This window comes from Oleiagrimonas sp., from assembly GCF_027858935.1.
Classification (GTDB): domain Bacteria; phylum Pseudomonadota; class Gammaproteobacteria; order Xanthomonadales; family Rhodanobacteraceae; genus Oleiagrimonas.
Genome location: NZ_JAQIBU010000050.1, coordinates 1 through 5,797 on the forward strand (window position 1 = coordinate 1; position 5,797 = coordinate 5,797).

Here is a 5,797-nt window from a genome sequence, read left to right on the forward strand (position 1 = left end):
AAATTCAACTACCGCGAGGAGTTCAAGAAGCTCGATTTCAAGGCGCTGAAGAAGGACCTGCAGGACCTGATGACCGATTCGAAGGACTGGTGGCCCGCCGACTTCGGCAGCTACGCCGGCCTGATGATCCGCATGGCCTGGCATGCCGCCGGCACCTATCGCATCGGCGACGGTCGCGGCGGCGCCGGACGTGCCCAGCAGCGTTTTGCGCCCATCAACTCGTGGCCGGACAACGTCAGTCTGGACAAGGCACGCCGCCTGTTGTGGCCGATCAAGCAGAAATACGGCCAGAAGATTTCCTGGGGAGACCTGATGATGCTTGCCGGCAACGTCGCACTGGAGTCCACTGGCTTTCGCACCTTCGGCTTCGCCGCGGGCCGCGAGGACGTGTGGGAACCGGACAACGACGTCTCCTGGGGCAGCGAAACCGAATGGCTGGCCCTGAGCGACACGCCCGACAGCCGCTACTCGCACGGCAATGAGGGCGAGCGCAAGCTCGACAACCCGCTGGCCGCCGTGCAGATGGGCCTGATCTACGTCAACCCGGAAGGCCCGGACGGCAACCCGGATCCGCTCGCCGCGGCCCACGACATCCGCGAAACCTTCACCCGCATGGCGATGAACGACGAGGAGACCGTGGCGCTGATCGCCGGCGGCCATACCCTGGGCAAGACCCACGGTGCCGCGCCCGCCAGCAACGTCGGTGCCGAGCCGGAAGCGGCTGCGCTGGAAGCACAGGGCCTGGGTTGGGCCAACAGCTACAACAGCGGCGTGGGCAAGGACGCGATCACGTCCGGCCTGGAAGTGACCTGGACCAGCACGCCGGTCCAATGGAGCCACGACTTCTTCACGTTCCTGTTCGACTTCGAATGGGAACTGGAAAAGAGCCCGGCGGGCGCCCAGCAGTGGGTGGCCAAGGGCGTGGACGCGATCATCCCGGGCCCGTCGCCGGACTCGCCCAAGCGCAAGCCGACCATGCTCACCACCGACCTGTCGCTGCGCTTCGACCCGGCCTACGAAAAGATTTCGCGCCGGTTCCGCGACGATCCGGAGGCCTTCGCCGATGCCTATGCGCGTGCCTGGTTCAAGCTGACCCATCGTGACCTCGGCCCGAAGTCGCGCTACCTGGGACCGGAAATCCCCAAGCAAGATCTGTCCTGGCAGGACCCGCTGCCCAAGGCCACGCACAACCCGAGTGCAGCGGACATTGCCGAGCTCAAGAACAAGCTCGCCGATTCGGGGCTGAGCGTGTCGCAACTGGTCTCGATCGCCTGGGCCTCGGCCTCGACCTTCCGCGGCGGTGACAAGCGCGGCGGCGCCAACGGCGCGCGCATCCGCCTGGCTCCACAGAAGGACTGGGCCGTCAACGCCATGGCCATGAAGGCGCTGCCGAAGCTGGAGGACATCCAGAAGGCCTCCGGCAAGGCCTCGCTGGCCGACGTGATCGTGCTGGCCGGCGGCGTGGGCATCGAAATGGCGGCCAAGGCCGCCGGCATGAAGCTGGACGTCCCGTTCTCCCCGGGTCGTGTGGATGCCAGCGCCGAGCAGACCGACGCCGAGTCCTTCGAGTACCTGGAACCGTATGCGGACGGCTTCCGCAATTACCTGACGGCCAAGTCGCCGGTTGCGGCCGAGCACCTGCTGGTCGACAAGGCCCAGTTGCTGACCCTGACCGCACCGGAGATGACCGCGCTGGTCGGCGGCCTGCGCGTGCTGGGCGCCAACTTCGACGGATCCAGGCATGGCGTGTTCACTGACCAGCCCGGGGTGCTCAGCAACGACTTCTTCGTCCACCTGCTGGACATGGACACGGAGTGGAAACCGACTTCCAAGGATGCCGACACGTTCGAGGGCCACGACCGCAAGAGCGGCAAGACCCGGTGGACCGGCACACGCGTGGACCTGGTGTTCGGTTCGCATGCGGTGCTGCGCGCGCTGTCGGAGGTCTACGCCAGCGCCGACGGCAAGGAGAAGTTTGCGCACGACTTCGTGGCGGCATGGACCAAGGTGATGAACGCGGATCGGTTCGATCTGGCTTGACGGTACCCTGGACGTGCCCGGGATGCGGCCCCCTGCGGCCGCGCCTCACCCGGGGAGATTCCGGTAGCCTGGACTTCACGGCGCCCCGCACGGGGCGCCGTTTTTTTCATGACGGGCCATGCGGCACGCCGCGCGTGCAGCGGTGGATCGATCAGGCCGCGCGCGCCGACTGCGATGCCGCCAGGGCCTGCGCCAGGTCTGCCCACAGGTCATCGGCATGCTCGATGCCTGCGGAAAGGCGCAACAAGCCCGGCGTGATGCCGCATTCACGCTGCGTGGCGGGATCCAGCGTGCGATGCGTCAATCCGGACGGATGCTGGATCAGGGTGTCCACCGAACCCAGGCTGACTGCCGGCGTGGCCAGGCACACGCTGGCCATCACGCGCGCCGCAGCCGCGTGGCCGCCATGCACCTCGAATGCCATCAGGCTGCCCGGACCGCGCATCTGCGTGCCCACCAGGTGGGCGTTTTCGACCGTTCCCAGCCCGGGGTAATGGACCCGGCCCACCGCCGGATGCGTGGCCAGCCGTTCGGCGATCACGCGCGCGTTTTCCTGGGCCTTGTGCACACGCAGCGACAGGGTCGGCAGGCCGCGGTGCAGCAGGTAGGCACCCAGCGGATGCAGCAGGCCACCGGTGGCCGCACGAATCTGGCGCAATGCGCTGGCCCACTCGCTGTCACAGGCCACCACGCCGGCGATCACGTCGCCATGCCCACCCAGAAACTTGGTGGCGCTGTGCAACACCAGACGCGCGCCCTGGCGAACGGGCTGCTGCAGCACCGGCGTGGCGAAGGTCGAATCGACCAGCACGGGGACATCGCCCGCAGCGCGCACCACCGCCTCGATATCGATCAGGTCCAGGGTCGGGTTGGCGGGCGTCTCGATCATCACCAGCGCGGTATCGTCATCGACTGCGGATGCCATTTCCTGCGGGCGTACCCAGCGCACCGGGATGCCCAGCAATCCCGAATTCAGCAGGTGGTCACTGGTTCCGTACAGCGGACGCACGGCCAGCACGTGACCGCCACGCTGGCCGGCCGCCAGCAGGCAGGCCGACAGCGCCGCCATGCCGGAGCCGAACGCAACCGCGTCCGTGGTGCCTTCCAGTTGCGTCATGGCCTGCTCGAAGCGGGCCACGGTCGGATTGTGCAAGCGGGCGTAGATGGGATTTGCGGCCGTGGCCTGGCCCGCAACCAGGGCGTCGAAGCTGGCGGTCCCCGCCTCAAGATCTCGCACCGGGTAGGTCGTGGACAGGTCGATCGGCGGCGCATGCACCCCCAGTTCGGCAAAATCCTCGCGCCCTGCGTGCACGGCTACGGTTTCCGGCTGGTTCATCACTTTTGGCCTGATATTCGGATTCAGGCTGAATGATAGAATCATGATGAAATGAAATGATCATGAAACGAATACTATTTCGCGAAAGGGCGAAATCATGCAGCTGGACCGAATCGACTTCGATATTCTCGCCGCCCTGCGAAAGAACGCACGGCTGCCCAACAAGACGCTGGCCGCACATGTCGGGGTGGCGGCCTCCACTGCGCTGGAACGGGTGCGCCGACTGCGCGAGGGCGGCGTGATCCGGGGTTACCACGCGGAGATCGATGCGGCCGCCCTCGGTATCGGCCTCCAGGCCATGATCAGCGTGCGCCTGGCGCGGCACTCGCGCGCCGACGTGGCGGCCTTCCACGACTACCTGCAGACCTTGCCGGACGTGTTGGCCTTCTATCACGTGGCCGGGGCCAACGATTACCTGGTGCACGTGGCCGTGCAGGACAGTCAGCGTCTGCGCGACTTCGCGCTGGATGCCTTCACCACGCGCAGCGAGGTGGCGCATATTGAAACCAGCCTGATCTTCCAGTTCCAGCGTACGTCCCAGGTGCCCGCGCATGCCGCGGCGTCCGGGGCTGCGGACTGACCGCGGCCCGCGGGCGGGCCGTCAAGCGCTCACTGCGACGGCGGTTCGAGGGTGTCGGAGGCATTTTCCAGCGTGCCTTCCGGCTCGCGAAGGGCCACATCGGGAATCGCCGCCATCTCCTCTTCGGACATGCTCGAGATCGCGGCCGTCCTGTGCAAGTCCGGGTGCCGGGGCATCATGCGCCCGCTCTCGACCAGGGTGCGGATGCGGTCAAACACTTCGGCCCGCCCGAAGGGCTTTTTCATGAAGTCGTCCGCGCCGAAACGCTGCACGTAGAACTGCTCGGTGGCCTGCACGTTGCCGCTGATCATCACGATCGGAATATCGCGGCTGCGTTCATCATGCCGCAGGCTGCGCAGCGCCATGAAACCATTCATGCCCGGCAGCACGATATCCAGGAAGATCAGGTCCGGTCGCTCGCTGTAGGCAAGTTCGAGCGCCTTCTCGGCGCTTTCCGTGGTGATCACCGAATAGCCATCCTGGATCAGCATTTTGGAGAACACGGCGCGAATGGTGGCCGAATCATCCACCACCATCACGCAGGCGCCGGAACGCGCCTGTACGCGCGGCTGTTTCCGCCGGTCGGCTCCACCTCGCAGCAAGCGCCTGAACATGTTCTGTGGCGCCATTGAAAATTCCTTGTCATTGCAGTGACTCCAGTGTCGTCGCAGCAAGGCCATGGCGCAATCCCGCCGCGCACATGGCCGCGTACCCCGGCAGCCGTCACTGGCGAGTCTTGAAGCGTCGCAGCAGTCTGCGCGCCTGCTTGTCCGGTCGTCGACCGGGTCCGTCAGGCCCGGTCAGGCGACGATTCTCGCGTGCCTGCGCGCGCGCTTCGATGCTGGCTTCGGACTCGCGGTAAAGCTGCTGCGCCTCACTGGCCGGCCCCCGTTTCGCGGATACATCCAGCACCTGGATCTCGAATCGCTCCTCGCCACGGGTGATTCGCAGCACGTCGCCGCAACGCACCGCGCGCGAGGGCTTGCACGGCCCGTCGTTATGCTCGACCTTGCCACCATCAATCGCCTCGCGGCTCAGGCGCCGGGTCTTGAAGAAGCGCGCGGCCCACAACCAAAGGTCCGCGCGCACGGTCTCGTCGTGTGCTTGCGTCATGCCTGCATTATGCCCGCCTGCACTCCGATTCAGCATCCGGCCACGGCCTCTGCGCAGGCAAACCAGCCGCGATGAACCTGTCCGACGAGCTGAAGATTCCCGGCTTTGCCCTGCCCGTGGTCGCCTATGCACTGAAGTGGCTGCGCAAGCACCACGACTGCGTCGCCGGGCCACCTGCCGCGCCAGCCGGCGATCACGGGATCGAATCACTGGTGTGCGCAAAAAACAAGATGCAGGGCATGCGCACGATCCGCCGCAGCTATCACTGCAACCTGAAGCAGGCACAGCTGCATGACGAGCGATTGCGCGCGCGCATGCATTGACCGCACGACTGAGGCTCAGCCGCCCAGCAACAGGTTGGCCAACGGCACGCTCACCAGCGACACCAGGATGCCGACACCCAACACACTGTTGGCCAGCGCCGTGTCCAGATCGTACTCGTCGACCAGGATCGCGGCCGACACCATCGGCGCCATCGCCGCCTCCAGCACGCCGACCGTCAGCACCAGGCCGTGCACGCCCAGGGCGACACCCAGCGCCCAGCCCAGCAACGGTGCCAGCAGCATCTTCCAGCCCAGGCTTCCGCTGATCAGCGCCTTGCGCCCCGGCATGCTGCCGAAATGGAACTGCATGCCGACCGAGAACAGCGCCAGCGGCGACATCGTGGCGCCGATGGGCGAAAACACCTTGTTGGCGATATCCGGCCAGCCGCCGAGCTGCCCCACCAC

The 5,797-nt window shown here is 66.3% G+C and carries 7 protein-coding genes; 3 read left to right on the forward strand and 4 right to left on the reverse strand.

What is annotated here, in order from left to right:
• On the forward strand, nt 1–2,040 hold a 2,040-nt coding region (katG, locus tag PF446_RS01920), incomplete at its 5' end, for a catalase/peroxidase HPI (protein WP_298069146.1).
• Nucleotides 2,041–2,191: 151 nt separating this feature from the next.
• Here the strand turns inward: katG and PF446_RS01925 are convergent.
• The gene (locus PF446_RS01925) at nt 2,192–3,421 is read right to left on the reverse strand and encodes a PLP-dependent transferase (protein WP_298069149.1); all 1,230 of its coding nucleotides are present in this window, start codon (nt 3,419–3,421) and stop codon (nt 2,192–2,194) included.
• A gap of 52 nt (nt 3,422–3,473) precedes the next feature.
• Between PF446_RS01925 and PF446_RS01930 the strand changes: the two genes are divergently transcribed.
• Nucleotides 3,474–3,956, forward strand: coding sequence for an Lrp/AsnC family transcriptional regulator (locus PF446_RS01930; RefSeq protein ID WP_298069151.1), 483 nt, complete (start codon nt 3,474–3,476; stop codon nt 3,954–3,956).
• Nucleotides 3,957–3,985: 29 nt separating this feature from the next.
• On the opposite strand, the gene PF446_RS01935 is transcribed toward PF446_RS01930, so the two are convergent.
• Together PF446_RS01935 and PF446_RS01940 are read right to left on the reverse strand one after the other, a co-directional pair.
• The gene (locus PF446_RS01935; protein ID WP_298069153.1) at nt 3,986–4,636 is read right to left on the reverse strand and encodes a response regulator; all 651 of its coding nucleotides are present in this window, start codon (nt 4,634–4,636) and stop codon (nt 3,986–3,988) included.
• Between the two features lie 43 nt (nt 4,637–4,679).
• Nucleotides 4,680–5,069: a S4 domain-containing protein gene (locus PF446_RS01940; RefSeq protein WP_298069155.1), complete on the reverse strand. Its 390-nt coding sequence runs from the start codon at nt 5,067–5,069 to the stop codon at nt 4,680–4,682.
• Between the two features lie 71 nt (nt 5,070–5,140).
• Between PF446_RS01940 and PF446_RS01945 the strand changes: the two genes are divergently transcribed.
• A complete protein-coding gene (locus tag PF446_RS01945) occupies nt 5,141–5,392 on the forward strand; it encodes a hypothetical protein (RefSeq protein WP_298069157.1) in 252 nt (83 codons plus the stop codon).
• 15 nt (nt 5,393–5,407) lie between these two features.
• Here the strand turns inward: PF446_RS01945 and PF446_RS01950 are convergent.
• The coding region (locus PF446_RS01950; RefSeq protein WP_298069160.1) for an AEC family transporter at nt 5,408–5,797 on the reverse strand (390 nt) is incomplete at its 5' end.